At 76.1% G+C, this 26319-nt stretch carries 31 protein-coding genes and 2 tRNA genes; 17 read left to right on the forward strand and 16 right to left on the reverse strand.

Going from position 1 to position 26319, the window contains the following annotated elements; all coding sequences use genetic code 11:
• Positions 1 to 52 precede the first annotated feature (52 nt).
• Positions 53 to 1159 carry a magnesium/cobalt transporter CorA gene (gene corA / locus HLV61_RS19280; RefSeq protein WP_369258324.1) on the forward strand — a complete coding sequence of 369 codons (1107 nt, stop codon included), beginning with the start codon at positions 53 to 55 and terminating at the stop codon, positions 1157 to 1159.
• Between the two features lie 169 nt (positions 1160 to 1328).
• A complete protein-coding gene (locus HLV61_RS19285) occupies positions 1329 to 2252 on the forward strand; it encodes a DUF559 domain-containing protein (RefSeq protein ID WP_369258326.1) in 924 nt (307 codons plus the stop codon).
• Between the two features lie 79 nt (positions 2253 to 2331).
• Here the strand turns inward: HLV61_RS19285 and rsmI are convergent, their stop codons facing one another.
• Entirely contained in the window at positions 2332 to 3168 is an 837-nt protein-coding gene (rsmI, locus tag HLV61_RS19290) for a 16S rRNA (cytidine(1402)-2'-O)-methyltransferase (RefSeq protein ID WP_369258328.1), read from the reverse strand.
• A 54-nt stretch (positions 3169 to 3222) separates the two neighbouring features.
• On the opposite strand from rsmI, the gene HLV61_RS19295 reads away from it, so the two are divergent.
• Positions 3223 to 4755 carry a dolichyl-phosphate-mannose--protein mannosyltransferase gene (locus tag HLV61_RS19295; RefSeq protein ID WP_369258330.1) on the forward strand — a complete coding sequence of 511 codons (1533 nt, stop codon included), beginning with the start codon at positions 3223 to 3225 and terminating at the stop codon, positions 4753 to 4755.
• Between the two features lie 207 nt (positions 4756 to 4962).
• Here the strand turns inward: HLV61_RS19295 and HLV61_RS19300 are convergent.
• From HLV61_RS19300 to HLV61_RS19320, 5 genes are all read right to left on the reverse strand, one after another.
• A tRNA-Ala gene (locus tag HLV61_RS19300) sits at positions 4963 to 5036 on the reverse strand.
• Between the two features lie 67 nt (positions 5037 to 5103).
• The gene (sepX, locus tag HLV61_RS19305; protein WP_369258332.1) at positions 5104 to 5802 is read right to left on the reverse strand and encodes a divisome protein SepX/GlpR; all 699 of its coding nucleotides are present in this window, start codon (positions 5800 to 5802) and stop codon (positions 5104 to 5106) included.
• A gap of 164 nt (positions 5803 to 5966) precedes the next feature.
• Positions 5967 to 6578, reverse strand: a complete 612-nt coding sequence (locus tag HLV61_RS19310; protein WP_369258334.1) for a GNAT family N-acetyltransferase — start codon at positions 6576 to 6578, stop codon at positions 5967 to 5969.
• 10 nt (positions 6579 to 6588) lie between these two features.
• Positions 6589 to 7980, reverse strand: a complete 1392-nt coding sequence (glp, locus tag HLV61_RS19315) for a molybdotransferase-like divisome protein Glp (protein ID WP_369258336.1) — start codon at positions 7978 to 7980, stop codon at positions 6589 to 6591.
• A 31-nt stretch (positions 7981 to 8011) separates the two neighbouring features.
• Positions 8012 to 8929, reverse strand: coding sequence for a UTP--glucose-1-phosphate uridylyltransferase (locus tag HLV61_RS19320; RefSeq protein WP_369258338.1), 918 nt, complete (start codon positions 8927 to 8929; stop codon positions 8012 to 8014).
• A 67-nt stretch (positions 8930 to 8996) separates the two neighbouring features.
• On the opposite strand from HLV61_RS19320, the gene HLV61_RS19325 reads away from it, so the two are divergent.
• From HLV61_RS19325 to HLV61_RS19340, 4 genes are read left to right on the forward strand one after another with little or no spacing between them, the layout of a single operon-like run.
• Positions 8997 to 9590: a 5-formyltetrahydrofolate cyclo-ligase gene (locus HLV61_RS19325; protein ID WP_369258340.1), complete on the forward strand. Its 594-nt coding sequence runs from the start codon at positions 8997 to 8999 to the stop codon at positions 9588 to 9590.
• A 43-nt stretch (positions 9591 to 9633) separates the two neighbouring features.
• Positions 9634 to 10989, forward strand: coding sequence for an SLC13 family permease (locus HLV61_RS19330; protein WP_369258342.1), 1356 nt, complete (start codon positions 9634 to 9636; stop codon positions 10987 to 10989).
• A gap of 23 nt (positions 10990 to 11012) precedes the next feature.
• Entirely contained in the window at positions 11013 to 12191 is a 1179-nt protein-coding gene (locus HLV61_RS19335) for a CaiB/BaiF CoA transferase family protein (RefSeq protein ID WP_369258344.1), read from the forward strand.
• Positions 12188 to 13708 carry a carboxyl transferase domain-containing protein gene (locus HLV61_RS19340; protein ID WP_369258346.1) on the forward strand — a complete coding sequence of 507 codons (1521 nt, stop codon included), beginning with the start codon at positions 12188 to 12190 and terminating at the stop codon, positions 13706 to 13708. The genes HLV61_RS19335 and HLV61_RS19340 overlap by 4 nt, the downstream gene beginning before the upstream one ends.
• 107 nt (positions 13709 to 13815) lie before the next feature.
• On the opposite strand, the gene HLV61_RS19345 is transcribed toward HLV61_RS19340, so the two are convergent.
• Positions 13816 to 14856 carry an LLM class flavin-dependent oxidoreductase gene (locus HLV61_RS19345; RefSeq protein ID WP_369258348.1) on the reverse strand — a complete coding sequence of 347 codons (1041 nt, stop codon included), beginning with the start codon at positions 14854 to 14856 and terminating at the stop codon, positions 13816 to 13818.
• 83 nt (positions 14857 to 14939) lie between these two features.
• Between HLV61_RS19345 and HLV61_RS19350 the strand changes: the two genes are divergently transcribed.
• Positions 14940 to 15263 (forward strand): DUF1801 domain-containing protein, encoded by a 324-nt coding sequence (locus HLV61_RS19350; RefSeq protein WP_369258350.1) that lies wholly within the window; start codon positions 14940 to 14942, stop codon positions 15261 to 15263.
• Here HLV61_RS19350 and HLV61_RS19355 read toward each other — a convergent pair.
• Positions 15260 to 15760 (reverse strand): MarR family winged helix-turn-helix transcriptional regulator, encoded by a 501-nt coding sequence (locus HLV61_RS19355; RefSeq protein ID WP_369258352.1) that lies wholly within the window; start codon positions 15758 to 15760, stop codon positions 15260 to 15262. The two genes, HLV61_RS19350 and HLV61_RS19355, sit on opposite strands and share 4 nt — an antisense overlap.
• Before the next feature lie 216 nt (positions 15761 to 15976).
• Between HLV61_RS19355 and HLV61_RS19360 the strand changes: the two genes are divergently transcribed.
• Positions 15977 to 17254: an aminotransferase class I/II-fold pyridoxal phosphate-dependent enzyme gene (locus tag HLV61_RS19360; RefSeq protein WP_369258354.1), complete on the forward strand. Its 1278-nt coding sequence runs from the start codon at positions 15977 to 15979 to the stop codon at positions 17252 to 17254.
• Positions 17255 to 17266: 12 nt separating this feature from the next.
• Here the strand turns inward: HLV61_RS19360 and HLV61_RS19365 are convergent, their stop codons facing one another.
• Positions 17267 to 17845 (reverse strand): MBL fold metallo-hydrolase, encoded by a 579-nt coding sequence (locus HLV61_RS19365; protein ID WP_369258356.1) that lies wholly within the window; start codon positions 17843 to 17845, stop codon positions 17267 to 17269.
• Between the two features lie 166 nt (positions 17846 to 18011).
• Between HLV61_RS19365 and HLV61_RS19370 the strand changes: the two genes are divergently transcribed.
• From HLV61_RS19370 to HLV61_RS19380, 3 genes are all read left to right on the forward strand, one after another.
• Positions 18012 to 18365 carry an FmdB family zinc ribbon protein gene (locus HLV61_RS19370; protein ID WP_369258358.1) on the forward strand — a complete coding sequence of 118 codons (354 nt, stop codon included), beginning with the start codon at positions 18012 to 18014 and terminating at the stop codon, positions 18363 to 18365.
• A gap of 85 nt (positions 18366 to 18450) precedes the next feature.
• Positions 18451 to 19059, forward strand: coding sequence for a Flp pilus assembly protein CpaB (gene cpaB, locus HLV61_RS19375; RefSeq protein ID WP_369258360.1), 609 nt, complete (start codon positions 18451 to 18453; stop codon positions 19057 to 19059).
• A 12-nt stretch (positions 19060 to 19071) separates the two neighbouring features.
• Entirely contained in the window at positions 19072 to 19167 is a 96-nt protein-coding gene (locus HLV61_RS19380; RefSeq protein WP_369258362.1) for an MscL family protein, read from the forward strand.
• A 23-nt stretch (positions 19168 to 19190) separates the two neighbouring features.
• On the opposite strand, the gene HLV61_RS19385 is transcribed toward HLV61_RS19380, so the two are convergent.
• A complete protein-coding gene (locus HLV61_RS19385; RefSeq protein WP_369258364.1) occupies positions 19191 to 19898 on the reverse strand; it encodes a YbaK/EbsC family protein in 708 nt (235 codons plus the stop codon).
• Positions 19899 to 19989: 91 nt separating this feature from the next.
• On the opposite strand from HLV61_RS19385, the gene HLV61_RS19390 reads away from it, so the two are divergent.
• From HLV61_RS19390 to HLV61_RS19400, 3 genes are read left to right on the forward strand one after another with little or no spacing between them, the layout of a single operon-like run.
• Positions 19990 to 20349 (forward strand): VOC family protein, encoded by a 360-nt coding sequence (locus tag HLV61_RS19390; RefSeq protein WP_369258366.1) that lies wholly within the window; start codon positions 19990 to 19992, stop codon positions 20347 to 20349.
• Positions 20346 to 20765: a PaaI family thioesterase gene (locus tag HLV61_RS19395; RefSeq protein ID WP_369258368.1), complete on the forward strand. Its 420-nt coding sequence runs from the start codon at positions 20346 to 20348 to the stop codon at positions 20763 to 20765. Before HLV61_RS19390 ends, HLV61_RS19395 begins: the two co-directional genes overlap by 4 nt.
• Positions 20762 to 21580, forward strand: coding sequence for a phosphotransferase family protein (locus HLV61_RS19400; protein ID WP_369258370.1), 819 nt, complete (start codon positions 20762 to 20764; stop codon positions 21578 to 21580). Before HLV61_RS19395 ends, HLV61_RS19400 begins: the two co-directional genes overlap by 4 nt.
• On the opposite strand, the gene HLV61_RS19405 is transcribed toward HLV61_RS19400, so the two are convergent.
• Genes HLV61_RS19405 through HLV61_RS19420 form a run of 4 tightly spaced genes read right to left on the reverse strand, consistent with a single transcriptional unit; the run spans position 21550 to position 24182 of the window.
• Positions 21550 to 22512 carry an MSMEG_6728 family protein gene (locus HLV61_RS19405; protein WP_369258372.1) on the reverse strand — a complete coding sequence of 321 codons (963 nt, stop codon included), beginning with the start codon at positions 22510 to 22512 and terminating at the stop codon, positions 21550 to 21552. The two genes, HLV61_RS19400 and HLV61_RS19405, sit on opposite strands and share 31 nt — an antisense overlap.
• Positions 22513 to 22543: 31 nt before the next feature.
• Positions 22544 to 22852: a biopolymer transporter Tol gene (locus HLV61_RS19410; protein ID WP_369258374.1), complete on the reverse strand. Its 309-nt coding sequence runs from the start codon at positions 22850 to 22852 to the stop codon at positions 22544 to 22546.
• Positions 22849 to 23703 carry an NAD-dependent protein deacetylase gene (locus HLV61_RS19415; RefSeq protein WP_369258376.1) on the reverse strand — a complete coding sequence of 285 codons (855 nt, stop codon included), beginning with the start codon at positions 23701 to 23703 and terminating at the stop codon, positions 22849 to 22851. The genes HLV61_RS19410 and HLV61_RS19415 overlap by 4 nt, the downstream gene beginning before the upstream one ends.
• A gap of 41 nt (positions 23704 to 23744) precedes the next feature.
• Entirely contained in the window at positions 23745 to 24182 is a 438-nt protein-coding gene (locus tag HLV61_RS19420) for an SRPBCC family protein (RefSeq protein ID WP_369258378.1), read from the reverse strand.
• Positions 24183 to 24257: 75 nt separating this feature from the next.
• Here HLV61_RS19420 and HLV61_RS19425 point away from each other — a divergent pair, with 75 nt between their 5' ends.
• Positions 24258 to 25157: an alpha/beta fold hydrolase gene (locus tag HLV61_RS19425; protein WP_369258380.1), complete on the forward strand. Its 900-nt coding sequence runs from the start codon at positions 24258 to 24260 to the stop codon at positions 25155 to 25157.
• On the opposite strand, the gene HLV61_RS19430 is transcribed toward HLV61_RS19425, so the two are convergent.
• Complete coding sequence (locus HLV61_RS19430; protein WP_369258382.1) at positions 25093 to 25431, reverse strand: hypothetical protein; 339 nt, start codon at positions 25429 to 25431, stop codon at positions 25093 to 25095. The genes HLV61_RS19425 and HLV61_RS19430 overlap by 65 nt on opposite strands.
• 94 nt (positions 25432 to 25525) lie before the next feature.
• Between HLV61_RS19430 and HLV61_RS19435 the strand changes: the two genes are divergently transcribed.
• A tRNA-Arg gene (locus tag HLV61_RS19435) sits at positions 25526 to 25601 on the forward strand.
• Positions 25602 to 25609: 8 nt separating this feature from the next.
• Here HLV61_RS19435 and HLV61_RS19440 read toward each other — a convergent pair.
• A complete protein-coding gene (locus tag HLV61_RS19440) occupies positions 25610 to 26281 on the reverse strand; it encodes an enoyl-CoA hydratase-related protein (RefSeq protein WP_369258384.1) in 672 nt (223 codons plus the stop codon).
• Positions 26282 to 26319: the final 38 nt, after the last annotated feature.

Genomic DNA, 26319 nt, shown 5'->3' on the forward strand with positions numbered 1-26319 from the left:
GCCTACGCTCCACCCACTCCCGCCACCGCGGCGGGACGGGAGGAGGCGCACCGTGACCGACCAGCGGACGGACGCACCTCCGGGTCCCCACCCCGGGCCGTTCGTGCCCACCACGCACCCCCGGCCGGCCGGGGCGCCGCGGCCGGCCTCCTCGCGGCCGCCGGACGTCGACGCGATCGTCGACTGCGCCGTCTACGTGCAGGGCCGGCGCGAGCCGCCGGTCGACCCGGGCGAGGCCCTGGCGGCCGCCGTCGAGCGGGGCGGGTTCGTGTGGCTCGGGCTCTTCGAGCCGACCGAGGCCGAGCTGGGCGCGATCGCCGAGCACTACGGCCTGCACCCGCTCGCCGTCGAGGACGCCGTCTACGCCCACCAGCGGCCCAAGCTCGAGCGCTACGACGAGGACCTGTTCATGGTGCTCAAGACGGCGCGCTACGTGGAGCACGAGCAGCTCACCGCCACCAGCGAGGTGGTCGACACCGGCGAGGTGATGGTCTTCGTCGGCCCGCACCACGTGATCACCGTCCGGCACGGCGACCACAACGACCTGACCGAGCTGCGCCAGCGGCTCGAGGAGCAGCGCGACCTGCTCTGCCTCGGCCCCGCCGCGGTGCTCTACGCGGTCTCCGACCTCGTCGTCGACTCCTTCGTCGACGTCGCCGAGCAGGTGCAGGACGACGTCGACGAGCTCGAGGCGTCGGTGTTCAGCCCCCAGCGCACCGACGACATCGGCCGGCTGTACCAGCTCAAGCGGGAGCTGATGTCGCTGCGCCGGGCCGTGGCGCCGCTGGAGGTGCCGCTGGCGAAGCTGGCCGAGCGGCAGATCGAGGGCGTGCCCGAGCCGATGCGCTCGTACTTCCGCGACGTCCTCGACCACGCGATCCGGGTGCGCGACCAGGTGGGCAGCCTCGACGAGCTGCTGTCGTCGATCCTGCAGGCCTCGCTGGCGCGCACGTCGATGGCCGACAACGAGGACATGCGCAAGATCTCGGCGTGGGCGGGCATCATCGCCGTCCCCACAGCGATCGCCGGCATCTACGGGATGAACTTCGAGTTCATGCCCGAGCTGCAGTGGCGCTGGGGCTATCCGCTGGTGTGGCTCGTCATCGCCGTCACCTGCGGCCTGCTCTACCGCGGCTTCAAGCGCAACGGCTGGCTCTAGCGCATCCCGGGGGTGAGGCATAGGAAGCTATCCGCACGTATTGGCCGCCTGGACGTGCGCATAGCCTCCTATGCCGCATCGGTGCCAGCGGTGGTGTGGACGAGTTCGGTGCATCCACAGGTGCGCTGCCGCCGGTCCGCGGTGACAGTCGCGCCGTCACGGTCGGCGGATGCAGTGGCGTGAGCACATCACCGAGATCATCAGCCAGCGCGGCGGCATCGCCAGCCGCCAGGAACTGCTGGCGCACGTGCCGGCAACGGTGCTCGACGGGTTCGTGGGCCGCCGGTCGCTCGCCCGCCTGTTCCCGCACGTGTACTGCCTGAAGGACCAGCAGGTGGACGACCACCTGCTCCTCCGCGCCGCCCTGAGGCACGCCGGCCCCGGCGCCGCCCTCAGCCACACCTCCGCGCTCGCCGTCTGGGGCGTTCTCGACCTCCGCCGTCCCGTGCACCTGACCGTCGACCAGTCCGTCCGCCGCGCGGGCAGCCCGGAGCTCGTGGTCCACCGTCGTCTCCGCTTCCGCACCCAGCCGCCGCAGTGCGTCGTCCGGCATGGGCTGCTCGTCACTGACGTCGCGCGCTCACTGGTCGACTCGTGGCCGCTGCTGCCGAGCAGCGACCGCCGCCCGCTCCTGCTGGACGCGGCACGACGCCGGCTCGTGACCGCGTCCAGGTTGAGCGACGCACTCGCCGAGCGTCCGAACGTCGGAGGTCACCGCACGCTGGCGCAGGCGATCGATCTCGTGCACGACGGCTGCGAGAGCGAGCTCGAGGCGCTGGGGGTGCTCGGGGTCTTCCGCCACCGATCGCTGCCGCCGAGCATCGGCCAGTACCGACTGCGGTTGCCGAGCGGCGGGATCCGGCTCGATCGAGCCTGGCCCGAGGTCAAACTGGCGGTGGAGCTGGACGGCGCACGCCATCACACGTCTCCTGAGGACCGGCGCAGGGACCTCGCCCGCGACACCGCACTGGCGGCGCACGGCTGGGTCGTCCTCCGCTTCACCTACGCCGACGTCCGGCGCGACCCTGACGCGGTGCGCAGGCGGGTCCTCGAGGTCTACCGGACGCGCGCCGCACAGCTGCGCGTCGGCTGACCTGGCCGCTCGACTGGCGAGGCATGGGAACCAATCCGCACGTCTGGCGGCTCGATACGTGCGGATTGCTTCCTATGCCTCAGGGCTTGGCGGCGACGACGGCGTCGTAGACGGTGCGGCGGGACAGGCCGGTGCGGGTGACGACGGCGCGGATCGCGTCCTTGCGGGTGGCGCCCGCCGCCTCCTCCCCCGCCACCAGCGCGGCCAGCTCCGCAGGGGAGAGCTCCACCGGCTCCGGCGTGGCGCCCGCGACGACGAGGGTGATCTCCCCGCGCACGCCGTCGGCGGCCCACTCCGCGAGCGAGGACAGCGGTCCCCGCCGGACCTCCTCGTGCGTCTTGGTCAGCTCCCGGCAGACGGCGGCCTCCCGCGCGGACCCGAACGCGGCCGCGGCGTCGGCGAGCGCGTCGGCCAGCCGGTGCGGCGACTCGAAGAAGACCATCGTGCGGCGCTCGTCGGCCAGCGCGGTCAGGCGGGACCGCCGCTCCCCGCCCTTGCGCGGCAGGAAGCCCTCGAAGCAGAACCGGTCCACCGGCAGCCCCGAGACCGCCAGCGCGGTGACCACCGCCGACGGCCCGGGCACCGAGGTCACGTCGACGCCGGCGTCGATCGCCGCCCGCACCAGCGTGTACCCGGGGTCGGAGACCGACGGCATGCCGGCGTCGGTGAGCAGCAGGACGGTCGCCCCGTCGGCGAGGGCGGCCATCAGCCCGGGCAGCCGCGCACGCTCCACCGACTCGTGGAAGGTGACCACCCGGCCGGTCAGCGTGACCTCGAGGTCGGAGGCCAGGCGGTGCAGGCGGCGGGTGTCCTCGACGGCCAGGACGTCGGCCGACGCCATCGCCTGCCGCAGCCGCGGGCCGACGTCGCCGGGCTGCCCGAGGGGTGCGCCACCGAGCACGAGCCGTCCCGTCACGGCGACGAGCCTGTCACGCCGGAGGGCACGGCCGGCCCACCTACCCTGAGGCGCATGGCGGTCCTGGCTCCCGAGCGCACGGACGCCGGGCCGCCGCCGGAGGACCTCCCGCCCCGACCGCCGCGCCGCTGGCCCGCGCCGCGGCCGCGGGTGGACCGCGCGCCCCCCCTGCCGGCCGACCGGCTGCTGTCGTGGGTGCTGGCCGCGGCGCTCGGCGTCGTGACGCTGGCCGGCCGCCTGGTCGGCATCACCTATCCCGACACGCTGCTGTTCGACGAGGCCTACTACCCGCCCGAGGCGCACGACCTGCTCGTCTGGGGCCACGAGTACAACCGCGGCTACACGTTCATCGTCCACCCGCCGCTGGGCAAGTGGCTGATCGCCGCCGGTGAGCAGGTGTTCGGCTACACCAGCCTCGGCTGGCGCCTCCCGTCGGCGGTGGCGGGCGCGCTGGCCGTCGTCCTGCTCGCCCGGCTGGCCCGGCGGCTGACCGGCTCCACGTTCCTCGGCCTGGTCGCCGGGCTGCTGCTGGCCCTCGACGGGTTCGCCTTCACCGTCTCCCGCATCGGCCTGCTCGACGTCTTCCTGCAGGTGTTCGTGCTCGGCGCGGTCGCCTGCCTCGTCGTCGACCGCGACCGGGTGCGCGCCCGGATCGCCGGCTCCCTGCCGGTGCCGGCCGGCGGGTTCCGCCTCGGCCCCCGCGGCTGGCGGATCGCCGCCGGCCTCCTCTTCGGCTGCGCCTGCTCGGTGAAGTGGAGCGGCGTCTACTTCCTCGCCGCCTGCGCGGTCCTGTCGCTGTTCTGGGAGCGCTCGGCCTGGCGGGCGGCCGGCGTCCCGAAGCCCACGGTGACCACGCTGCGGCGCGGCCTGCCCGGCGCCACGTGGGCGCTGGCCGCGGTCCCCGTCCTCACCTACGTCGCCGGCTTCGCCGGGTGGTTCCTCGGGGAGACCGCGCAGGGCCGCTGGTGGGCGCAGCGCAACCCGGAGACCGCCTTCCCGTGGGTCCCCGACGCGCTGCGGTCGTGGTGGCACATGCACGCCGAGTGGTGGACGTTCCACAACGGCCTGTCGACGCCGCACCCGTGGGAGTCCGGGCCGTGGACGTGGCTGGTGAACGGCCGGCCCATCCTGCTGTGGAACCCGCAGGGCCTCACCGACTCCGCGGGCGACCAGGTCATCCGCTACATCCTCATGGTGGGGACGCCGACCCTCTGGCTGACGTTCGTGCCCGCGCTGGTCTGGACCCTGTGGCGGATCGTCGCCCGCCGCGACCCCGCCGCCGTCCTCGTCGCCGTCCTCGTGACCGCGGGCTGGGGGACGTGGTTCCTCAACCCCGAGCGCACGATGTTCGTCTTCTACATGGCGCCGGTGCTGCCGTTCTTCGTGCTCGGCGTGACCCTCGTGCTGCAGGACGTCCTCGGCCGCGCGCACGCCCCGGCGTGGCGGCGGACCGGCGGGCTGGCCGCGGTCAGCGCCTACGTCGCCGTCGTGGCGGGCACCTTCGCCTTCTTCTACCCCGTGCTGGCCGGCCGGCCGCTGTCGCACGCGGAGTGGCTGCTGCGGATGTGGTTCCCGTCGTGGTTCTGAGGTCGCCGGCTCCCCGGTGGCGGATCGGGACGTGCGCCGGGGCCGGACCGCACGAGCAGCGGGTCGGGCGTCCCGACGAGTCGTGCCGGCGGCCCTCGCGGTCCGGTCGGGCGGGACGACGGAGTCCGGTCGCCGTCGGACCCGGCCCGGGGACGACGGACGCCGCCGGGGCGGTGTGCCCCGACGGCGTCGGTCGTGCGGTCTGGGTGGAGCTGAGGGGATTCGAACCCCTGACCCCCTCGATGCGAACGAGGTGCGCTACCGGACTGCGCCACAGCCCCTGACTGCGGGGACGAGACTACCGCCCGCGACCCGGGAGCCACCGGCGGGGTGGCACCCGGGGCGCGTTCAGCCGTTGACCACCCGCGGCTGGTACAGGTCGATGTCGGCGAACCCGATGTCGTCGTCGTCCAGGCCGACGACGGCGCTGTCCTGCCAGCCGACCGGCACGGGGCGGGCGGCGACGACGCGGGCCGGGCGCAGCGGGTGGACCGGCGCCAGCGGCAGGCTCGGGTGCGGCAGGCCGACGGTCGGGTGCACCGGCTCCTCGGCGACGACCGGCCCGGAGATGATCGACCGGGCGACCAGCGGCTCGGCCACGCGGGGCGCGGGACGCGGCGCCGGGCGGGCGGCACGGGCGGCGCGGCGGGCGGCGGCGCGCTCCCGGCGGACCACGGCGCGCAGCACCACCAGGTAGCCGACCAGCGCGGCGTCGAGCAGCCCCTGGACCACCCACAGCCACGGCGTGAGGGTCAGCGCACCGACCAGCGCCAGCAGCGTCAGCGCCCCCAGCCCGGCCAGCGTGCGCCGCCGGACGGCGTGCACGTCGATCCGCAGCTCACCGGTCCGGCGGAGGAACTCCCGGTCCACCGACACCCGCTCCGTCTCGGCCGAGCGGACCGGGTCACCTCCCCGCCGGCGCTGCAGCGTCCGGCCCGGAGTGACCTCCGCACGGGTCGCCGAGGAGTCGCCGCGCGTCACCACCATCGGCACCAGCACGACGAACCACAGCACGACCAGCGCGGCCAGCAGGACGCCTGACCCCATCGAGAACACCACCCGTCACACGAGTCACTTGCCGCGGGAGGTTATGCAGGTGGGGGACCCGAACGAGGGAGGTCAGCGGCGTGTCGCGCGAGTGTCGTGTGACTGGAGTGGCCGGGACGGCGGCGTGTCGACATGGCGCCGGACGGGCACCCCGCGCCGGCGTGCTAGACGCGGGGGGCGCGGGAGGTCCACACGGCGAGCACGCCCCGCGGCGAGTCCTCGGCGAGCAGCGCGTAGGAGAGGTGGTCGCGCCAGTCGCCGTCGATGTCGAGGTAGCGGCGCAGCAGCCCCTCGCGGGAGAACCCGAGCCGCTCGACGAGGCGCTGGCTGGGGCCGTTCTCCGGGCGGATGTCGGCCTGCAGCCGGTGCAGCCCGCCGGGGCCGAAGGCGTGGTCGCACACCAGGGCCACCGCCAGCGACGCCATCCCCCGCCCGGCCACCGAGCGGTCGACCCAGTAACCCAGCGACCCCGACCGCAGGGCGCCGCGGACGATGTTGTCCACGGTCACCTGCCCGGCCAGCCGGCCCTCGACCCGCACGGCGAAGGGCATCGACGTCCCCGCCCGCGCCCGTCGGCTCACCGAGCGCCGCATGACGCGGTAGGCCGCCGGGGTGTGCCGCACCGACCAGGCCACCCCCGCCGAGGGCTCCCACGGCCGCAGCCAGGACTCGTTGGCCAGCCGCAGCCGGCTCCACTCGGCGGCGTCGCCCCGCCGCAGCGGGGCGAGCTCGACGGGTCCGTACGCCAGCCGGGCCGGCCAGCCCGGGTGCTGCACCGGGTCCAGGTCAGCCGCCCAGCAGCAGGGGCATGACCGTCACGAGCCCGCCCTCGGCGACCTCGGTGACGTCCTCGTCGACGACGATCAGGCAGTTCGCCCGCGCCATCCGCGCCAGCATCGCCTCGTCGCCGTCGCCGAGCGGCTCGACGACGTAGCCGCCGTCGGGATGGCGCATCACCTGGCCGTGCAGGTACTGCCGGTAGCCCAGCGGCGAGACCAGCCGCTCGGCGCTGATCGCCTGCACGGTGCGGCGGAACAGCTGGCGCTTGCCCAGCATCGAGCGGATCGCCGGGCGGACGAACACCTCGAAGGACACCAGCGCGGCCACCGGCTCGCCGGGCACGCAGATGACCGGGACCTCGTCGCGGCCCAGCCGGCCGAAGCCCTGGACCGGGCCGGGGTGCATCGTCACCTGACGGAGGCGCATCGGCCCGAGCTCGGCGAGCACCTCCTGCACCATGTCGCCGTCGGCGGCGAACGTGCCGGCGATGAGCACCAGGTCGCTGCGCAGCAGCTGGCTCTCCAGCACCTCGCCCAGCCGGCGGCGCTCGGTGGGCAGGATCCCCCACCGGTAGGCGGCCGCCCCGGCGTCGCGGGCGGCGGCGGCCAGCGCGTAGGTGTTGACGTCGACCACCTGCCCGGGCGTGGGCTGCGCGGTGATGTCGACCAGCTCGGTGCCGGCGGAGAGGACGGCGACCCGCGGCCGGGGCCGGACGTGCACGCGGTCGCGGCCGACGGCGGCCAGCAGGCTGATCTGCGCCGGGCCGATGGGGGTGCCCAGGCGGACGGCGACGGTGCCGGGCGAGACGTCGTCACCGGCCCGGCGCACGTAGCCGCCGGCCTCGGGCGCGCCGTGGACCTGCACCCGGACCTCGCCGCGGTCGGTCCACACGGCCGGGACGACGACGTCGGCGCCGGCCGGCAGCATCGCCCCCGCGCCCACCTTCTGCGCGAGGCCGGGCGCCAGCGCGGTCGGGCCGGCCGCCCCGGCGACGCTCTCCCCCACCACGGCCAGCTCCACCGGCACGTCGGGCGTGGCCGCGGCGACGTCCTCGGCCCGGGCGGCGTAGCCGTCGAGCGCGGCCTGGTCGAAGGCCGGCAGCGCGCGGGCGCTGACCACCTCCTCGGCGCACAGCAGGCCCTGGGCGTCGAGGACGGCGAGCTCGATCGGCTCCGGCTGGGGCACCGCGGCGAGGATCTCGTCGAGGTGCGTCTCGACCGTGCGCAGCACCGGCGTCTCGGGCTCCGCGGCGTGCGGGGGCGGGGGGACCGCGCCGCGGTCGATGGCGGCGGTGGCGTGCACCGGCAGCCGCGGGGACGTCGGGGGGTCCACGGTGGCCCCGCTGCGGAGGTCGAGAGCCGTGGTGTCCCGCGCGCCGTGCGTGCCGTTCTCGCTCATCGCTGCGATCGTCCCCCCTGCGGGGAGCCGGTCAGGCCTGCGACGCGCCCTCGGCGGGCAGCTGGGCCACGAACTCGGTCAGCCAGGCGCGCAGCGCGGGGCCGAGGTCCTCGCGCTCGGAGGCCAGCCGGACGACCGCCTTGAGGTAGTCGAGCTTGTCGCCGGTGTCGTAGCGGCGGCCGTCGAACACCACGCCGTGCAGCGGGGAGCCGCGCTCGACCAGCGTGGCCAGCGCGTCGGTCAGCTGGATCTCCCCGCCGCGGCCGGGGGCGGTCTCGCGCAGCACGGCGAAGACCTCGGGGTCGAGCACGTAGCGGCCGATGATCGCCAGGCTGCTCGGCGCCTCGTCGACCGGCGGCTTCTCCACCAGGCCGGTGACCGTCACGACGCCCTGGGGGGAGTCCTCCCGGATGGCGACCGCGCCGTACTTGTCGATGTTCTCCCGGCCGACGTCGAGCAGCGCGATGACCGACCCGCCGTGCTCGGCCTGGACGGCGAGCATCTGCTCGAGCAGGTGGTCGCGGGCGTCGATCAGGTCGTCGCCGAGCAGCACGGCGAAGGGCTCGTCGCCGACGAAGGCGGCCGCCTGCAGCACCGCGTGGCCCAGGCCGCGGGCCTCGCCCTGCCGCACGAAGTGCACCTGCGCGACGTCGGTGGACTCCTGGACGGCGGCCAGCCGGCCGGCGTCGCCCTTCTTCTCCAGGGCCGTCTCGAGCTCGGGGGTGCGGTCGAAGAAGTCCTCGATCGCGGCCTTGTTGCGGCCGGTGACCATGAGCACCTCGGGAAGGCCGGCCCGGGCGGCCTCCTCGACGATGTACTGCAGCGCCGGGCGGTCCACGACCGGCAGCAGCTCCTTGGGCACCGCCTTGGTGGCGGGGAGGAACCTCGTCCCCATCCCCGCGACGGGGATGACGGCCTTGCGCGCCGCACGCGGCGTCGGGGTCGACATGCGCGGGAGCCTATCCAGGGCCCGCGGGACACCAGCCCGGGACGGTCTGCGGCACTAGCCTCCGGGGGTGACCTCCGCGCAGGGCGCCGAGCCCGCCAAGGCCGCGCTGCGCGAGGCGCTCACCGCCCGCCGCCGCACGCGGTCCCCCGCCGAGCGGGCCGCGGTCGCCGCGGCGGTGACCGCGGCGCTGCTGCAGCGCCTGGCCCGGGTCCGGGTGCTGGCCGCCTTCGCCCCCGACGAGACCGAGCCCGGGCACGGACGGCTGCCGGCCGCCTTCACCCAGCTCGGTGCGCGGGTGCTGCTACCGGTCGTGCCCGAGTCCGGCGCCGAGCTGCGCTGGGCGGTCGACACCGGCCGGCTGGCGCCGGGCCGCTTCGGGCTCCCGGAGCCGGTCGGTCCGCGGCTGGGCCCGACGGCGCTCGGGACGGCCGAGGTCGTCGTCGTGCCGGCGCTGGCCGTCGACCACCGGGGCGTCCGGCTGGGCCGCGGCGGCGGCTACTACGACCGCGCGCTGCTGCACGCCCGACCGGGCGCCGTCGTCGTGGCGCTGGTCCACGACGACGAGTTCGTCGACCGGCTCCCGGCCCTCGAGCACGACCGCCCGGTGACCGCCGTCGTCACCCCCGCCGGCGGCTGGCAGGAACTACCCGCCGGTAGGTGACACGGTGGGCGGGGCCGCCGACGCCGACGAGAGGAGCTGCCCCGTGTCCCCGGAGATCGTCACGATCCTGGCGCTGGTCGCCATCTTCGCCATCGCCACGTTCCTGCCGATCAACATGGGCGCGCTGGCCTTCGTGGCCGCCTTCCTCGTCGGCACCCTGTCGGTCGGGCTGAGCACCGACGACATCCTCACCGGGTTCCCCTCCGAGCTGGTCGTGACGCTGATCGGCGTCACCTACCTGTTCGCGATCGCCCAGAACAACGGCACCGTCGACCTGCTGGTGCGCGGCGCGGTCCGGCTGGTCGGCGGCTACGTGGCGGCGATCCCGTGGGTGATGTTCGCCGTCACCGCGCTGCTGACCGCGATCGGCGCCCTCTCCCCCGCGGCCGTCGCGATCGTCGCGCCGATCGCACTGGGCTTCGCCGCGCGCTACGACATCAACCCGCTGCTCATGGGGATGATGGTCGTCCACGGCGCGCAGGGCGGCGGGTTCTCGCCGATCAGCGTGTACGGCCTCACCGTGAACGAGATCGTCGAGCAGGAGGGCCTCCCCTCCAGCCCGGTCACGGTGTTCTTCGGCAGCCTGCTGTTCAACCTCGCCATCGGCGCCGTCCTCTTCCTCGTGCTCGGCGGGCGGAAGCTGATCGGGCGCCGGGTGTCGGCAGCGGTCCCCGCGCACGTCGAGCACGCGGAGGAGCCCGTGGTGAGCGGCCACGGCGCTCCCCCCGGCCCGGCCGTGGGTCCCGACGAGCTCCGCGGGGACGACGGCGACCACGGCGGCGACGGGACGACGCCGCCGCGGGTGACGCTGGACCAGGTGGCCACGCTCGTCGGGCTGGTGACCGTCGCGGTCCTCGCGCTGGTCTTCGACCTCGACATCGGCTTCGTGTCGATCACCGTGGCCACCGTGCTGGCGCTGTTCGCCGCCGCCCGGCACAAGGGCGCGGTCAGCCAGATCAGCTGGTCGACCGTGCTGCTGATCGCCGGGGTGCTCACCTTCGTGTTCGTCCTGCAGGAGGCCGGCACGATCGACTACGTCGGCGAGGCGGTCATCGGCCTGGGCATCCCGCTGCTCATCGCGCTGCTGCTGTGCTACATCGGCGGGGTGGTGTCGGCCTTCGCGTCGTCGACCGCGATCATCGGCGTCGCCATCGCGCTGGCGGTGCCGTTCCTGCTGGCCGGGGACGTCGGCGCCGTCGGGGTGGTGGTGGCCCTGTCCGTGGCGTCGACCATCGTGGACGTCAGCCCGTTCTCCACCAACGGCGCGCTGGTGCTGGCCAACGCGCAGGGCGTGGACAGGGACCGCTTCTACAAGCAGATGCTCGCCTACGCGGGGATCGTCGTGGCCGTCGGACCGCTCCTGGCCTGGCTGGTCTTCGTCGTCCCGGGCTGGCTCTAGACCGCACCAGGGAGAGGGACCCCATGACCGGACCGCTCGACGGGATCCTCGTCGTCGACCTGACCCGCGCCCTGGCCGGGCCGCACGCCGCGATGATGCTCGGCGACCTCGGCGCCCGGGTGATCAAGGTGGAGAACCCCGGCGGCGGGGACGACACCCGCGGCTGGGGCCCGCCGTTCGTCCAGCCGGACTCCGGCGACCGGGAGTCCACGTACTTCCTGTCGGCCAACCGCAACAAGGAGTCGGTCCGGCTGGACCTCAAGGAGGCAGCCGACAAGGACCTGCTCCGGGAGCTGGTCCGGCGCGCCGACGTGCTGCTGGAGAACTTCCGCCCCGGGACCCTGGAGCGCCTCGGCTTCGGCACCGCCGTGCTGGCCGGGCTCAACCCGCGGCTGGTCACGCTGTCGATCAGCGGCTTCGGCCACGACGGCCCCGAGGGCGGGCGGGCCGGCTACGACCAGATCGCCCAGGGCGAGGCCGGGCTCATGTCGCTGACCGGCCCGGGCCCGGACGACCCGCAGCGGGTCGGCGTCCCGATCGGCGACCTGCTGGCCGGCATGTACGGCGCCTACGGCGTGCTCGCCGCGCTGATGGAGCGCGAGCGGACCGGTCGCGGCCAGGTCGTGCGCACCTCGCTGCTGGCCGCCGTCGTGGGCGTGCACGCCTTCCAGGGGACGGCGTGGACGGTGGGCGGGCAGGTGGGCCGCGCGCAGGGCAACCACCACCCCTCGATCGCGCCGTACGGCCTGTTCCACTGCAGGGGCGGCAGCGTGCAGCTGTCCTGCGGGTCGGAGGGGCTGTGGCGGCGGCTGTGCGCCGAGTTCGGCCTCGACCCCGACGCGCCGGGCCTGGCCACCAACGGCGAGCGCGTGGGCAACCGGCAGCAGGTGATCGAGCTGCTCGAGCGCACCTTCGCCGACGTCGAGCCCGAGACGCTGCTCGCCCGGCTGGCCGCCGCCGGCGTCCCGGCGGGCAAGGTCCGCACGATCGACGAGGTCTACGGCTGGGACCAGACGCTGTCGCAGGGGCTCCTGGTCGACGTCGAGCACGCCACGCTGGGCCGGCTGCAGCTGCCCGGCCCGCCGCTGCGCTTCTTCGCCGCCGGTCCCGACGGCGAGACCGAGACCACGCGCCGCGAGCACGCGGCGCCCCCGGTGCTGGGCGGCTCGGACGCCGAGATCCGCGCCTGGCTCGAGGAGTGACGCCCCGGCTCGACGCCCGGACGCTGCGCGACCTCGTCCTCGACCCCGGCTCCTGGACGAGCTGGGACGCGCCGGTCGGCCCCCGCGACGTCGACCCGTCCTACGCCGCCGACCTGCGCGCCGCCGCGGAGCGCAGCCGGCAGGACGAGGCCGTCGTCACCGGCGAGGGCACGCTGCGCGGCCGCCGGGTGGCCGTCGTCGCCGGGGAGTTCGGCTTCCTCGCGGGCTCCATCGGGGTGGCGACGGCGGAGCGGCTGGTGTCGGCCGTCGAACGGGCCACCGACGAGGGCCTGCCGCTGCTGGCCGCGCCGGTGTCGGGCGGGACCCGCATGCAGGAGGGCACGGTCGCCTTCCTGCAGATGATCGGCATCACCGCGGCGATCGCCCGGCACAAGGCTGCGGGCCTGCCCTACCTGGTCTACCTGCGCGACCCGACCTTCGGCGGCGTGCTCGCCTCGTGGGGGTCGACCGGGCACGTGACGATCGCCGAGCCCGGCGCCGCGGTCGGCTTCCTCGGCCCGCGGGTGTACGAGGCGCTCTACGGCGAGCCCTTCCCCTCCGGCGTGCAGACCTCCGACCACCTCGCCGAGCTCGGGCTCATCGACGCCGTCGTGCCGCACCGGGACGTCGCCGACCTCGCCGACCGGGCGCTGAGCGTGCTCTCGGCCCGGCGGACGTGGCACACCGACGTCCGCGACGCCGAGCGCGTCCTGCCCGAGGACGGCACCGAGACCGACGACCCCGAGGACGGCCGCACCGCGTGGGACGTCGTCACCTCCTCGCGGCGGCGGGACCGGCCGGGCGTGCGGCGGCTGCTGCGGACGGCGGCCACCGACGTCGTCGGGCTGTCGGGTACCGGCGCCGGCGAGAAGGACCCCGGCCTGCTGCTGGCACTGGCCCGCTTCGGCGGCGCGCCGTGCGTCGTCCTCGGGCAGGACCGTCGGGGTCAGGTGATGTCGGCGCCGCTGGGCCCGGCCGCGCTGCGCGAGGCGCGGCGGGGCATGCGGCTGGCCGCCGAGCTGCACCTGCCGCTGGTCACGCTGATCGACACCCCGGGGGCGGCGCTGTCGGTCGAGGCCGAGGAGGGCGGGCTGGCCGCGGAGATCGCCCGCTGCCTGGAGGACCTCGTGACGCTGAAGGCGCCGACGCTGGCGGTGCTGCTCGGCCAGGGCACCGGCGGTGGCGCGCTGGCGCTCGTCCCCGCCGACCGGGTGCTCGCCGCGGCCAACGGCTGGCTGGGCCCGCTGCCGCCGGAGGGCGCCTCGGCGATCGTGCACCGCACCGTCGACCGTGCGGCGGAGATGGCGGCCGCGCAGGGCGTGCGGGCGACCGACCTGTGGCGGGCCGGGATCGTCGACCGCGTGGTGCCCGAGCGGCCCGACGCCGCCGACGAGCCGGTCGAGTTCTGCCGCAGGCTCGGGCGGGTGCTCGGCGCGGAGCTGGCCGGGCTGCTCGGCCGGGACGACGCCGAGCGGCACCGCAGCCGCCTGCACCGCTACCGCCGCCTGGGGCGCTGACGGGCCGCGGCACGATCAGGTGACCTGATCGTGCTGCGTCCTGGCTCAGCGTCGACGGTGAGCCAGGACGCAGCACGGTGAGCTCAGCTGATCATCGGGGACCCCGGTCAGGCCGCGACGGCCGCCGGCGCCAGGCCCCACGCGGCGGCGACGAGCTCCAGGCTGCGCACCCGCTCACCGACGCCGTGCGTGGACGCCGACAGCATCAGCTCGTCGGCGCCGGTGTCCGCGGCCAGCTCGCGCAGCTGGTCGGCGACCTGCACCGGGTCCCCGACGACGGCGTTGCTCGGCATCCCCTCGGCGGCCGCCCGCTCGGGGTCGACCTGCGCCTCCTCCAGGCTGGGCACCGGGCGCAGCCGGTGGGTGCGGATGGCCAGGCGCATGAGCTGGCCGGGCAGCGCGAGCCGGCGGGCCTCGGTCTCGGTGTCGGCGGCGAGCACGTTCGCCGTCACCACGGTCCAGGGCCGCTCCAGCGCCGGGGAGGGGCGGAAGGACGCGCGGTACAGCTCGACGGCGGCCTGCACGTTGGGCCCGCCGAAGTGGTGCGCGAAGGCGAACGGCAGCCCGAGTGCCCCGGCCAGCTGGGCGGAGAAGCCGCTGGAGCCCAGCAGCACCACCTCCGGCGCGGAGGTCGGGGCGGGCGTCGCGGCGAAGCGCTCGGCCAGCCCGCCCTCGACCCGCCGGTCGCCGAGCAGCCCCAGCAGGTCGAGCAGGTGCTGCGGGAAGTCGTCGGCGCTCAGTGCCGCCGGGTCGCGGCGCAGCGCGATCGCGGTGTGCGCGTCGGTGCCCGGCGCGCGGCCGATGCCGAGGTCGATCCGGCCCGGGTGCAGCGCCTCGAGCAGGGCGAACTGCTCGGCGACGACGAGCGGTGCGTGGTTGGGCAGCATGACGCCGCCCGAGCCGACGCGGATCCGGTCGGTCACCGCGGCCAGGTGCGCGATGAGCACCGGCGGGCTGGTGCTGGCCACCGCCGGCATGTTGTGGTGCTCGGCCACCCAGATGCGGGTGAAGCCGAGCCGGTCGGCGGCCTGGGCCACGCGGGTGGTGGCGGCCAGGGCGTCGGCGGTGGACTGTCCCGTGCCGACGGTGGCCAGCTCGAGGACGGACAGCGGCAGAGGCGCGGACTCGGACATCATCAGCGGCAACACCGCCGGGACCTCCCCGGCTTCCCGAGGAGGGCCCGGGGCGCGATCCCGGCGTCGACGCCCTGCTGGCCGCCTCGGAGCACCCCATGGCCCACGCCGTCCAGCGCCTGCGGACGGCTCTGCTCGACGGCGTCGACGGGCTCACCGAGCAGGTGAAGTGGCGCTCCCCGACGTTCGTGCACGGCGGGGTGGGCCGGATGACGGTGGACCTGTCGCGGGCCCGCCGAGCGGTGCCGGTGTTCCACCGCGGCGCCCGGGTGCGCTCGGACGCCTTCGTCTGCGCCGGCCCCACCGGCCTGCTGGAGTGGAGAGGGCCCGACCGCGCGCTGGTCCCCCACACCGACTCCGCGGCCCTCCAGGCCGCCGTCCCGGTGCTGACCGGGCCGGTCCGGGACTGGGTGCGCGCCTAGCAGGCGGCCCCCGCGCCGCCACCGTGGGCGACCCGGCGGCTGCTGTCGGGGTCCAGCGCCTCGACGACGGTCTCGAGCACCTCGCGCAGCGACTCGGTCTGCCCGGGGGTCAGCGGGTCGAACAGCGCGGCGCGGACGGCGTCGACGTGCCCCGGCGCCACGCTGCGGACGAGGTCCCAGCCGGCGTCGGTGAGCACGGCGAGGTTGCCGCGGCCGTCCTCGGCCGAGCGCTCCCGGCGGACCCAGCCGCGGTCCTCGAGCCGGGCGACGGTGTGCGAGAGCCGGCTCTGTGACTGGTTGGCCCGCCGTGCGAGGTCGCTCATCCGGCGGCTGCGGCCGGGCGCCTCGGACAGCATCGCCAGCACGACGTAGGCGGCGTGGGACAGGCCGGCGTCGCGCTGGAGCTGGGCGTCGAGCTCGCGCGGGAGCAGCTCGGCCAGGGACAGCCAGGCCCGCCAGGCCCGCTGTTGCGTGTCGTCGAGCCAGCGCGCGGTCACGGCGGCGACGCTACCGGCGCGTCGTCATCCGGATGCGCACTCCGCCGCCCGACCCGGTGGTACGCACTGTGAGCGGTCGACCACCGCATGACACCTGTTGGGGGGACGGGTGACACCCGCAGGGACTGTGAGCTGACACACCGTTGACGCTCCGTGACCAGCACCTGAGGGTGTCCTGCGGCCGGATCGACCGGCCGCGCACCGAACGGAGACCTCGTGCCCCACGGCCAGACGCCTGCTCCCTCCTCCGCCGGCCGGCGCGACGCCTTCGCCCCCCTGCTCGACAACCCCCTCGCCGCGCGGTTCCGGGAGCACGACCGCGCGGGCGTGGCCACGCACGGCGTCCCCACCGGCGGCGCCCCCGAGCCGGTGACCGTCTACGACGACGGCGTCCCGCGGGTGAACCTGGGCAGCAACAACTACCTCGGCCTGGCCGGTGACCCCCGCGTGGTCGAGGCCGCCGTCGACGCCGTCCGCCGCTTCGGCACCAGCACCTCGGGCAGCCGCGTCCTCAACGGCACCACCCGGCTGCACCTGCAGCTGGAGGAGGAGCTGGCCGACCACTACGGCGTCGAGGCCGCGGTGCTGACCTCCTCGGGCGTGAACGCCAACGTCGCGCTGCTCTCCACCGCCGGCGGCCCCGGCGACGCCCTGCTCGTCGACGCGCACGCGCACGCCAGCGTGCACGCCGGGGCGGCCGCCAGCCGCGGCACCGTCGTCCGGTTCCGGCACAACAGCCTGGAGTCGCTGGCGCAGCGGCTGGACCGGCTCGACGCGCGGGCCGGCGCGGTCGTCGTCGCCGACGGCGTCTACTCGATGACCGGTGAGACCGCGCCACTGGCCGGGCTCGCCGAGCTGTGCGCCGCGTACGGCGCCCGCCTGGTGGTCGACGAGGCGCACGGCCTCGGTGTCCTCGGCGAGCGGGGCCGCGGCGCGGCCGAGCACTGCGGCGTCCTCGACCGGGTCGACGCCGTGACGCTCGCCTTCAGCAAGTCGCTGGCCAGCGTCGGCGGCGCGGTGCTGACGTCGGGAGCGGTGGCCGACGGCATCCGCGCGAGCGCCATGCCCTACGTCTTCAGCGCCGCTAACGAGCCGGCCGGGGTGGGGGCGGCCCTCGCGGCGCTGCGCATCCTCCGCGCGGAGCCGGAGCGCCGCGACCGGCTGCGGGAGAACGGCGCCCGCCTGCGCGTCGAGCTGTCGGTGGCCGGCACCCCGCCGCTGCCCGGCAGCGGTGCGGTGATCGCGGTCCCGACCGGCAGCGAGGAGGCGACCGCCGCGGCGTGGCGGGGCGCCTACGAGGCCGGGGTCTACTGCAACGCCGTCGCCTACCCGGCCGTGCCCCGCGGTGCGGGCGTGCTGCGGCTGTCGGTGATGGCCACGCACACCGCCGAGCAACTGCAGGCCGCCGCGGGCACGGTGGCCGCGGCCGTGCGGTCGACGCGGGACGTGCAGGAGCCCGGGCAGCAGCTCGGCGGGCGGCTCGCCGTCGCCTGACCGCTCCGGCCCTCAGCGCGGGGTCGACGCCCCCGGGCGGAACGGCGCGCCGTGCCCCGGGACGACCAGTGTGGCCAGGTCCAGCACCCGCTCGCGCTGTTGCCGGAGCTGCTCGCGGTCGGGGGCGTACGGGTCGTCGGCGGGGCCCTCACCGGTCCACCACAGGTGGGTCAGCGCGACCACGTCGTCGGGAGTGCCCACCAGCGTCGTAACGTCCTGCTCGGTGTGCCCGGGCGTGGCCAGCAGCCGCACCGACGGCGTCAGCTGCACCCCGTCGGCCGGGCGGCGGGTGAAGACGTCACCCTCGATGACCGACTGGAAGTCGTGCACCGGGACCACCGGGAACAGCGCGATGTTCACGGTGTGGTCGAGGTGGTGGTGGCTGACCACGACGTCGGTGACGTCCCCGGGTGCCACCCCCAGGTCGTGCAGCGGGCGCAGCAGCAGGTCCCGGTCGGCGACCATCCCGGGGTCGACGACGACCACCCGCCCGGCGTCGCGGACCAGGCTGACCGTGCCGGCGACGTGCGGCAGGCGGGCGTAGCCCTCGAGGAGGACGTCGACGCGGGCGGTGCGGGCGAGGTCGGCCATGGGCTGGACCGTAGAGCGGCCGGGGGCCCCTGCAGGAGGGCGACACCGCGCGGATCACGTGGACGGGCGCGGGAGGCTGGCGCATGATTGGCAGTCGAGGGTCCTGAGTGCCAGCCGTCGCCGGTGCCGGACCCACCCGACCCCGCTCGACCAGGAGTGCCACGCCGTGCCCACGTACCAGTACGTCTGCACCAACCCCCAGGGCAAGCACCAGTTCGAGGTGGTGCAGTCCTTCACCGACGCGGCCGTGGCCGAGTGCCCGACCTGCGGTGCCGCGGTGCGCAAGGTCTACGGCTCGGTCGGCGTGGTCTTCAAGGGCTCGGGCTTCTACCGCACCGACAGCCGGTCCAGCTCCACGGCGAGTGAGAAGGCGAGCACCGCGTCGTCGTCGGACTCGTCCTCGGACTCGTCGTCCTCGAGCCCGTCGTCGAGCTCGTCGTCGTCGTCGAAGAAGGAGTCCGCGAGCGGCACGTCGTCGTCCTCCTCCGGCGGCGGCGGCACGAAGGCCGCCGCCGGCTGAGCCCCGGCCGTCCACAGCCGGACGGCCGCTCCACAGCTGCGCCGTCCCGGGCCTCCCGCGGGCGCCCGGGCCCGAGCCTGGGCCGGTGGTCCGCCTCCGCCGTCCCCGCTCCCCCGCCACCCTGCTGCGCCGGTGCCTCGCGGCGGCGCTCGCCGTCGGCGCCCTCGTGCTCGCCCTGCGCCCGCCGCCGGTGCCGGTCGCAGCTCTCCCCGCCGGCACCCCGGTGGTCAGCGCCGCCGCCGACCTGCCGGCGGGCACCGTGCTCACCCCGGACCTGCTGACGACGGCGGAGCTGCCGGCCGCCGCGGTCCCCGCCGGGACGACCGCGGAGCCCGCGGCGCTGGGCGGCCGGGTGCTCGCCGCGCCGCTGCGGGCCGGCGAGCCGGTCACCGACGTCCGGCTGCTCGGACCGGGCCTGACCGCACTGCTCCCGCCGGGACAGGTCGCCGCACCGGTCCGGCTGGCCGACCTCGCCGTCGCCGGGCTGGCCGCGGCCGGCGACCGGGTCGACGTGCTCGCCACCGCCCCGGGCGCGGCCCGCGCGGAGGTGGTCGCCGCCGGGGCGCTGGTCCTCGCCGCACCCGGCGACGAGGACGGGCTGCTCGTGCTGGCCGTCGAGGAGGCCGCGGCCGCCACGCTCGCCGCGGCGGCCACCACCGCCACGCTCACGTTGAGCCTGCCGGGGGCGGCGTGAGGGGATGACCGCGTGCTGGGGGGATCCGAGGACTTCGTGCTGCGCGGCAACGTCGTGGAGCCGGCCGTCGCGGTCGTCATCGGCGCGGCGTTCACCGCGGTCGTCTGACGCGGCTGGCCGAGCGCCACCCGCTAGTCGCTGCCCCAGTGCGGCGGGCGGTCCTCGAGGTAGCGCCGGTCGGGGTCGTCGGGCCGCTCGCCCCAGCCGACGTCGCGGTCGTCGGGCGCCCGCTCCGCCGGGGCCGCCGGTGCCGCCGGTGCCGGGTCGGGGGCGGGGACCTCGGCCACCGGCACGCCCAGTCCCTCGAGGACCTCGGCCGTCGGCAGCCCGGCCAGGACGGCCCCGGGCACGGCGATCTTCGCCCCGCGGGTGCCCGAGCCGACCACGACGAGGTCGGCGGCGGCCACCGCGGCGTCGACCAGCACCGGCCAGGACGCCGGCAGGCCGATCGGGGTGATGCCGCCGTAGGCCATGCCGGTCTCGGCGACCGCCACGTCCTGCGGCGCGAACGACGCCTTGCGGGCCGCCAGGTGCCGGCGGACCAGCCCGTTGACGTCGGCGCGGGTGGTCGCCAGGACGAGGCAGGCGACGAGGGTGGTCTGACCGGCCCGGCGGGCGGCCACGACGACGCAGTTCGCCGACGCCTCGGGCGGCACGCCGTAGGCCTCGGTGAACGCCGCGGTGTCGGCCAGCGCGTCGTCCACCGGCGCCACCCACACCGGGCCGGGCAGGCCGGGCAGGGCGGCCGCGACCGGGCCGCCGAGCAGGTCCGGCCGCGCGGCGGCGGGCTCCCAGGTCAGCGAGCCGAGGACGGGGGGCTGGTCGAGGGGGTCCGGCACGCCCGCGATCCTGCCCCGGTGGCCGGATCGGCGCGATCGTCGGCCCGATCCCCGGCGGTGCCGGCGGCCGGATCCGGTCAGGATGGGGACCATGATCGGTCAGTTGCACTCCGTCGTGATCGACGCGCCCGACGCACACGCGCTCGCCGGCTTCTACGCCGAGCTGCTGGGTCTGGAGGTGAGCAAGGGCGGCCCCGGCGACGACTGGGTCGTGGTGAGCGGACAGGGCCACCGGCTGGCGTTCCAGCAGGCGCCGGACCTCGTGCCGCCGGACTGGCCGGATCCGCAGCGCCCCCAGCAGTTCCACCTCGACGTCTACGTGCCCGACGTCGACGAGGCCGAGCCGCAGGTGCTGGCGCTCGGCGCGCGGAAGCTGCCCGGCGGTGGCGGCGACTTCCGCGTCTACGCCGACCCGGCCGGCCATCCCTTCTGCCTGGTGTGGGACGCGTGAGCGCCGGGCTGCCCGGCGTCGACCGGTCCTCGAGCAGCGCCTTCGTCGCCGCCACCGGCTTCGACGTCGGTGAGGTCAGCGGCACCCGGGTCACCGGCACCGTCGAACTGGGTCCCGACCAGCACACCCCGTGGGGCGTCGTCCACGGCGGCGTCTACTGCGCGGTGGTCGAGTCGGCGGCCTCCATCGGTGCCAGCGCGGCCGTGGCCGACCGCGGACAGTTCGCCGTCGGGGTGAACAACAACACCGACTTCCTGCGGCCGGTCACCGCCGGGCGGCTCGACGTGGTCGCGGAGCCGGTCCAGCAGGGCCGCACCCTGCAGCTGTGGCTGGTGCAGCTCACCCGCGCCGAGGACGGCAAGCTCGTCGCCCGCGGCCAGGTGCGCCTGCAGAACGTGCCGCTGCCCGGGGCGTGACCGCGCGCGCCGCCCGCGCGGCGGCCGCCGCGGTCGCGGTGGCCGCCGCCCACGGCGTCCGGTCCGGCACCCCGCGGGTGCTGCACGACGGCGTCAACGCCGTCGTGCACCTCGCGCCGGCACCCGTGGTGGCCCGGGTCGCCACCCTCACGCCGCTGCTGCGCCCCGATCCCGCCCGCCCGTCCGGCCGGGAGGTCGCGCTGGCCACGGCGTTGGTGGAGGCCGGTGCCGCCGTCGTCCCGCCGAGCGGCCTGCTGCCACCCGGGCCGCACGTGCACGACGGGCTGACGCTCACCTTCTGGACGCACGTCGAGGTCCTCCCGCGGACGCCGACGCCGGCCGAGGTGGCCGCGGAACTGGTCGGACTGCACCGCCACCTGGCCGCGCTCCCGGTGAGCGGGTCGCCGCTGGACACCCCGCTCGACGACCTGGCCGTGTTCGCCGAGCGCGCCGGCGACTGGGGCGTGGAGCCCGCCGTCCGCGCGCGGGTGGCGGAGCAGCTCGACGCCCTGCGTCCGCGGCTGGCCGGGCCCGTGCAGGTGCTGCACGGGGACGCCCACCCCGGCAACCTGCTCGCCACGCCGGAGGGGTGGCGGTGGACCGACCTCGAGGACACCTGCGCGGGCCCGGCCACGTGGGACCTCGCCTGCCTGCGGCTCACCTCCCGGCTCGACGGCCGGGCGGCACTGGACGCGATGGCCGGCCCGTCCGACGCCGAGCTCGCGCCCTGGCTGGAGCTGCGCCGGCTGCACGCGCAGGCCTGGACGACCGTGGTCGCCGGCCATCAGACCAGGGGCAGCGCGGGCTCCCGGTAGGAGGTGCCGGCCAGAGACGGCGGCAGCACGTCCGGGTCGATCACCACGGAGAACAGCGCCCGCGGGTCCTGCAGCGTGGCCGGCGGGCGGGCCGCCGCACGGGGCACCACGCGGTCCCAGCGGGCCGGGCGGCGGTGCGGCAGCAGCTCCCGGCCGTCGAAGAGGTAGTCGCCCATCACCTCGCCGACGAGCAGGCCGGCGCCGTGCTCCACGGGCAGCGCCACCGGGTCACCGGGCCGGACCTCGTCGAGGAACGTCGACAGCTGGCGCAGGTCCTTGCTCGGCCGCCGTCCCGAGATCTCCTTGGCCAGCGCCCGCAGCTCGGCCGGTGACAGGCCGGTGGCGTCGACGTCGATGCCCGACTGCGTGCCCAGGCCGACGACCCCCGCGGCCAGGCACGCGCCGAGCTCGTTGTGCGCCCGCGGCCGCGCCACCCACACCCGCGTGCCCTCCGGCTCGGGAGCCGGCGGGACGTCGTCGGAGCCGGGCCACAGGTAGGGCAGGTCGTCGGGCTCGTCGCCGAACAGGGGCCGGAACAGCGGCCGGTAGAAGCCCGGGTCCTTGGCCAGCAGGTTGGACCGGTGCGACAGGTGCAGCGCGTCGTCGCCCACCCAGGAGGGCAGCAGGCCGGCGCGGGCCAGCTCGTCCTGGGAGGCACCCTCGACGTCGGGGGCGAACTCGGCGATCAGGGTGTGCGTGCTGTCGGCGAACCCGCGCTCGCGCCAGACCCGCACCATCGCCAGGCCGTAGACCACCAGGGCCGCCGTCCGCCCGCGCCACATGTGCACGACCGGGTGCGAGGCCCAGCCGTAGTCGGGCAGCTCGAGGGCGCGCAGCACCTGCAGCGTCTCCACGCGCTGCTTGCCCAGCCGCGGTGAGTCCAGCAGCCGCGCGCTCTCCGCGAAGTCGGTCACCGGGAGGAAGGTCTGCATCGCGGGACCTCCTGCCCGTGCGGAGGGGCGGTCAACCGCCCGGCGACTCCAGGGCGGCCAGCGCGGACTCCCAGCGGGCGCGACGGGCGTCGTCGTCCTGGTCCCACCAGGCCGGGCCGCGCTCCCCCAGGCCGGTCTTGGCCAGCTGCACCCGGTCGCGGGCGGCCCGCACGGCCGCGGGGTCGGCCGCCGTGCGCACCGCGGAGCGGGCCGTGCCCAGGTGCGAGAGCAGCCGGGTGCGGACGTCGTCGGGCAGTGCCGGGTCGGCCTTCCGCCACCGCCGTCCGTCGACGACGATCCAGCGGCCGTCGTCGGTGTGGGTGACCTCGCGGCGGGTCACGCGCCGCAGCGGCGGGCGAGGTCGGGCAGCACCTCGCCGAGCGGGGCGTCCACCCGCACGTCGACCTTCGCGTCGCCGCGGGTGGGGCCGAGGTTCACCACGCCCACCGGGATGCCGAGCTCCGCGGCGCGCAGCACGAACCGGTAGCCGCTCATGACCGTGAGCGAGGAGCCGAGGACGAGCAGGCTGCCGGAGTCCTCGAGCATGCGGAAGCAGGTGTCCACGCGGTCGCGCGGCACGGTCTCGCCGAAGAAGACGACGTCGGGCTTGAGCGGTCCGCCGCCGCACGCGGTGCAGTCGACCATGACGAACCCGTCGAGCACCTCGTCGGGCAGCTCGGCGTCGCCGTCGGGGTTGACCTCGCCGGCGCGCGGGCCGAACCCCGGGTTGGCCTCCCGCAGCCGGCGGTGCAGCACGGCGCGGCTCGCCACGTCGCCGCAGGCCAGGCAGACGGTGCGGTCCAGCCCGCCGTGCAGCTCGACGACGTCGCGCGCGCCGGCCGCCTGGTGCAGGCCGTCGACGTTCTGCGTGACGACGCCGCCGAGCAGGCCGGCGCGCTGCAGCCGGGCGACGGCGGAGTGCCCGGCGTTGGGGCGGGCGGCGGCCATCTGCGGCCAGCCGACGTAGCTGCGCGCCCAGTAGCGGTGCCGCCCGCGCGGGTCGCGCCGGAAGGTCTGCCAGGTCATCGGGGTGTGCCGGCGCAGCGAGCCGGTGGCGCCCCGGTAGTCGGGGATGCCGGAGTCGGTGGACAGGCCGGCGCCGGAGAGGACGAGGACGTCGCCGTCGGCGACCAGGCCGGCCAGCTCGTCGAGGGGCGGAGAGCTCGCGACGGCGGGGAGGGCGGCGGTCACCGGGCCATCGTCCTCCGCGACGGCGCGCCGTGCCGCCGGCGTCAGGAGAGCCGGCGCTCCAGCCGGTCGAGCAGGTCGCCGTACACCCGGCGCAGGCCGCGGGGTGCGAAGGTGCGCTCGAAGAAGCCGCCGACGCCGCCCGCGCCGTCCCAGGTGGTGCGCACCCGCACGGTGCTGCTCTCGGCGTCCGTGGGGGTGACCGTCCAGGTGGTGACCATCGACGAGCGGGTGTCGCGCTCGACGAGGCTGCCGTCGGGCTCGCTGACCTCGACGTCCTGCTCGCGCACCCGCTTCGACGTCGCGGCGAACCGCCAGTGCACGCGGGTGCCCGAGCCCTGGCCGCCGGCCTCCACGCGGTAGTCGCTGAACTGCTCCGGCAGCACCTCCCGCCGCGTGCCGGTGTAGTCGGCGAGCGCCGCGCGGACCCGCTCCGCGGGAGCACGGACGACGCGTTCGGCGGTGGCCACGACCTGTCCCATGACCCCATCCTCCCCCCACCGGGCCCGTGGCCGACGTCACCGGGGGAACGGCGCCGCGCGGGGTATCCGTCCCCGGTGCCCGTCCTCCCCCTCCGCATGCCGCTGTCCGTCGCCCGCTCCGGGGCCGGCGAGCCCCTGCTCCTCCTGCACGGCATGGGGAGCTCCCGGCGCGACTTCGCCGCCGTCGTCCCCGAGCTGTCCGAGCGCTTCGACGTCCTGGCGCTGGACCTGCCCGGGTCCGGGGAGTCCCGGCACCTGGAGGAGCGCCCGACCGTCGCGGCGATCACCGACGCCGTCGAGCGCACCCTCGACGCCGAGGGCGTCGGCCGGGTGCACGTGCTCGGCAACTCCCTGGGCGCCCGCGTGGCGCTGGAACTGGCCCGCCGCGGCCGGGCGCGGTCGGTGGTCGCCATCGCGCCGTCCGGGCTCAACGTGCTGCCCGAGCGCGTGTTCCAGGGCACCGGGATGGCGGTCGCGCGCGTGGCGATGCGGACGGCGGCGCCGCTGGTCGAGCCGCTGTCGCGCTCGCGGATCGGCCGCAGCGCCGTGCTCGCGCCGCTCAAGGCCCAGCCGTGGTCGACCAGCCGCGAGGAGGCGGTCGGCGCCCGCGAGGGCTTCTCCGACGCCCGCGACTACTGGCGCACGCTGCTCTACGCGCTGCTCCTGGACGTGCCCCGCGGCATGGACCGCATCGCCTGCCCCGTCACGCTGGTGCAGGGCGTCGCCGACTGGATCGCCTCGGGCCAGACCGTCCGCTACCTGCCGCTGGTCCCCGGGTCCCGGTTCCGTCCGCTCGTGTGGGCCGGCCACGCACCGCAGTCGGACCGGCCGCGGACCCTCGTCCGGCTGGTGGAGGAGACCGCCGGCCGCGCCGCCGCCGACCGGGCCCCCGCCGACGAGGTCCCCGCCGTCAGCGTTCCTCCTCGGCGTCCAGGTACGAGCACCGGTACCGCGCGCCGGCCATCGCCTCGGTGAACCGCGCCTCCCAAGCGGGGTCGTCCGACGGGAAGGTCTCGAAGACCCGCTCCTCGAGCACCACCGGCGACCCGTCGGGCCCGGGGTGCCAGCGCCGCAGCAGGACCCGCGTCTCGCCGTCGACCTCGGCGTGGGCCGCCGTCCAGCGCGCCTGCGTCAGTGCCGGGGCCGCCCGCCGTCGCGCGGCCGGCCCCGCCGACCAGGCGCCGAGTCGGGTCACCAGCAGGCCGAGGACCACCAGCAGCAGCACGATCTCGACCACCGCGAGGAGCACGGTCCGACGGTAGCCATCCCGGACGCTGCGCGGTCGCTCCCGGGCCACCCCGGTAACCTCGTCCGGCACGCCCCGGTCGGCCCCGCGCCGACGAGCCCCCGTAGCTCAGGGGATAGAGCATCGGTTTCCTAAACCGTGTGTCGCAGGTTCGAATCCTGCCGGGGGCACCACGGCGAGATCAGCCGCGGGGGTCGGTCCCGGCGCGCAGGAGGTCGAGGACCGGCGCGTACATGCGGGCCTTGATGGTCGCGAGGGTGGTGCCCGCCTTGCCGGCCTGGGCGGCGGCGAGGTCCACGGCGGCGGAGCGGACGGCGTCCTCGGGGACGGCGGAGTCGACGATGCCGGCCGCGTGAGCCTCGGTGCCGCCGTAGCGACGGGCGGTGGTCATGGCCTCGTGGGCGGTCTGCGGGGCGAGCCGGGCCTGGATGAGTGCGGACATGCCCCGGGTGAAGGGGAGGCCGATGTCGGCCTCGGGCAGGCACCAGAAGCCGCGGTCGGCGCGCATCACCCGTAGGTCGTGAGCGAGGGAGAGCATGGCGCCGGCGGCGAAGGTGTGCCCCTGCAGCGCGGCCACGGTGAACACCGGCAGCGCCAGCATCCGGGCCAGCAGTGCGTGGACGTCACGGACGTGGTCCTGGTGCCGGTCGGGGTGGGCGCCCAGCCAGTCCAGGTCCAGGCCGTTGGAGAAGAACTTGCCGGTGGCGGCGGTGACCAGGGCGCGGGGGCCGTCGGCTCCCTCGACCTCGTCCAGAGCGGCGTCGACCGCGGCCAGCCAGTCGGGGTGGAAGCGGTTCTCGGTGTCGCCGAGGTCGAGGACGAAGACGTCGTCGTGACGCTCCAGCGTGGGCATGGGGCTCCTCCGGGGTGGTGTGACCGTGCGCGGGGGTG

Source organism: Geodermatophilus amargosae, assembly GCF_041028265.1.
GTDB lineage: Bacteria > Actinomycetota > Actinomycetes > Mycobacteriales > Geodermatophilaceae > Geodermatophilus > Geodermatophilus amargosae_A.

What these genes read in the sequence shown, in the direction of transcription:
- HLV61_RS19285 (WP_369258326.1), top strand. Translation starts at nt 1,329, where the DNA reads ATGCAGTGGCGTGAGCACATCACCGAGATCATCAGCCAGCGCGGCGGC.
- HLV61_RS19335 (WP_369258344.1), top strand. Translation starts at nt 11,013, where the DNA reads ATGACCGGACCGCTCGACGGGATCCTCGTCGTCGACCTGACCCGCGCC.
- HLV61_RS19295 (WP_369258330.1), top strand. Translation starts at nt 3,223, where the DNA reads ATGGCGGTCCTGGCTCCCGAGCGCACGGACGCCGGGCCGCCGCCGGAG.
- HLV61_RS19390 (WP_369258366.1), top strand. Translation starts at nt 19,990, where the DNA reads ATGATCGGTCAGTTGCACTCCGTCGTGATCGACGCGCCCGACGCACAC.
- HLV61_RS19405 (WP_369258372.1), bottom strand. Translation starts at nt 22,512, where the DNA reads ATGCAGACCTTCCTCCCGGTGACCGACTTCGCGGAGAGCGCGCGGCTG.
- HLV61_RS19320 (WP_369258338.1), bottom strand. Translation starts at nt 8,929, where the DNA reads ATGTCGACCCCGACGCCGCGTGCGGCGCGCAAGGCCGTCATCCCCGTC.
- sepX (WP_369258332.1), bottom strand. Translation starts at nt 5,802, where the DNA reads ATGGGGTCAGGCGTCCTGCTGGCCGCGCTGGTCGTGCTGTGGTTCGTC.
- glp (WP_369258336.1), bottom strand. Translation starts at nt 7,980, where the DNA reads ATGAGCGAGAACGGCACGCACGGCGCGCGGGACACCACGGCTCTCGAC.
- HLV61_RS19420 (WP_369258378.1), bottom strand. Translation starts at nt 24,182, where the DNA reads ATGGGACAGGTCGTGGCCACCGCCGAACGCGTCGTCCGTGCTCCCGCG.
- HLV61_RS19440 (WP_369258384.1), bottom strand. Translation starts at nt 26,281, where the DNA reads ATGCCCACGCTGGAGCGTCACGACGACGTCTTCGTCCTCGACCTCGGC.
- HLV61_RS19350 (WP_369258350.1), top strand. Translation starts at nt 14,940, where the DNA reads ATGGCCCACGCCGTCCAGCGCCTGCGGACGGCTCTGCTCGACGGCGTC.
- HLV61_RS19365 (WP_369258356.1), bottom strand. Translation starts at nt 17,845, where the DNA reads ATGGCCGACCTCGCCCGCACCGCCCGCGTCGACGTCCTCCTCGAGGGC.